General features: G+C 61.3%; 2 protein-coding genes and 1 pseudogene. 1 reads left to right on the top strand and 2 read right to left on the bottom strand.

Annotation, left to right across the window (positions count from 1 at the left end):
• Positions 1 to 523, top strand: a 523-nt coding sequence (locus HP459_RS23080; RefSeq protein WP_171936940.1) for a D-serine ammonia-lyase, incomplete at its 5' end; no start/stop codon positions are given.
• Positions 524 to 555: 32 nt separating this feature from the next.
• Here HP459_RS23080 and HP459_RS23075 read toward each other — a convergent pair.
• Complete coding sequence (locus tag HP459_RS23075; RefSeq protein ID WP_022646545.1) at positions 556 to 903, bottom strand: DUF202 domain-containing protein; 348 nt, start codon at positions 901 to 903, stop codon at positions 556 to 558.
• Positions 893 to 1,101: pseudogene (locus HP459_RS23070) on the bottom strand (hypothetical protein); the annotation flags it as partial. The gene HP459_RS23075 and the pseudogene HP459_RS23070, both read right to left, overlap by 11 nt.

Here is a 1,101-nt window from a genome sequence, read left to right as displayed (position 1 = left end):
GAAAGCGCAGTTTGCCGCGCAGGGGCGCGCGGTGGATGCTGAACATCCGTTGAATGTCTATCTGCCGTGCGGCGTCGGCGGCGGCCCCGGCGGCGTGGCGTTTGGCCTGAAGCTGGCCTTTGGCGATAACGTCCACTGTTTCTTCGCCGAGCCCACGCACTCCCCGTGCATGCTGCTGGGCGTTTACACCGGGCTGCACGATGAAATCGCGGTGCAGGATCTGGGTATTGATAACGTGACGGCGGCGGACGGTCTGGCGGTAGGTCGCGCGTCTGGCTTCGTGGGCCGCGCGATGGAGCGTCTGCTTGACGGGTTCTATACCCTCGCCGATCAAAGCATGTACGACCTGCTCGGCTGGCTGGCGCAGGAAGAAGGCATTTGTCTGGAGCCGTCGGCGCTGGCGGGGATGGCCGGGCCGGTACGCATAACGGCGAATGCTAACACTACACACCTGGTCTGGGCGACCGGCGGCGGCATGGTGCCGGAAGACGAGATGGCGAAATATTTAGCGAAAGGGAAGTAAATATGCCGGGTGGCGGCTGCGCCTTACCCGGCCTACAGGTGCAAAATTTGTTGAATGTGGGTGACCGCAAACAGCAGTGACAGCGACAGCACGGCCAGGGCGATAAGGAACTTATCCCGCACCGCCTTCGGCTGTACAAAGTCGCTCTGCGCCACGTCCATCAGGTTACGGCTGCGGGTGTAGCGCCATAAAATGATGGCTACCAGCGCCAGCACAACAATGGAGATCCAGAATGGCGCCCCCGTGCGGTGCCAGTTGTGCTTAATGGCAAGCGCGATCAACGCACCATACCCAAGCAGCGTGCGCAGCCAGGCCAGCGAGGTTCGCTCCGGCTGAAGCCCGGGGTCCGCTTCCCGCCGCGCTTTGCGGCTATCCGGCATACAGCACCAGTAACATCACTACGCCCGCAACCATCAGCAAAATCGTACTGATGATGAGCAAACCGCGCGTGTAGGGGAGATCCTGCTTCAGACGCATCGCTTTTTCATTTCTCAGCCAGCGCAGATAGCCATAAATCGCCAGCACGCCGGCAATCAGGCACAGCAGCAGGGCCAGCACTTCGCGAATCAACGGAGTGG

The sequence above is a fragment of the Enterobacter sp. CM29 genome (assembly GCF_013179605.1).
GTDB classification, from domain to species: domain Bacteria; phylum Pseudomonadota; class Gammaproteobacteria; order Enterobacterales; family Enterobacteriaceae; genus Enterobacter; species Enterobacter intestinihominis.
The sequence above is the reverse complement of the archived record's forward strand: the minus strand, read 5'-3'. Positions and strand labels throughout refer to the sequence as shown.

Coding starts and splice junctions, on each gene's coding strand:
- HP459_RS23075 (WP_022646545.1), bottom strand. CDS start 903: ATGCCGGATAGCCGCAAAGCGCGGCGGGAAGCGGACCCCGGGCTTCAG.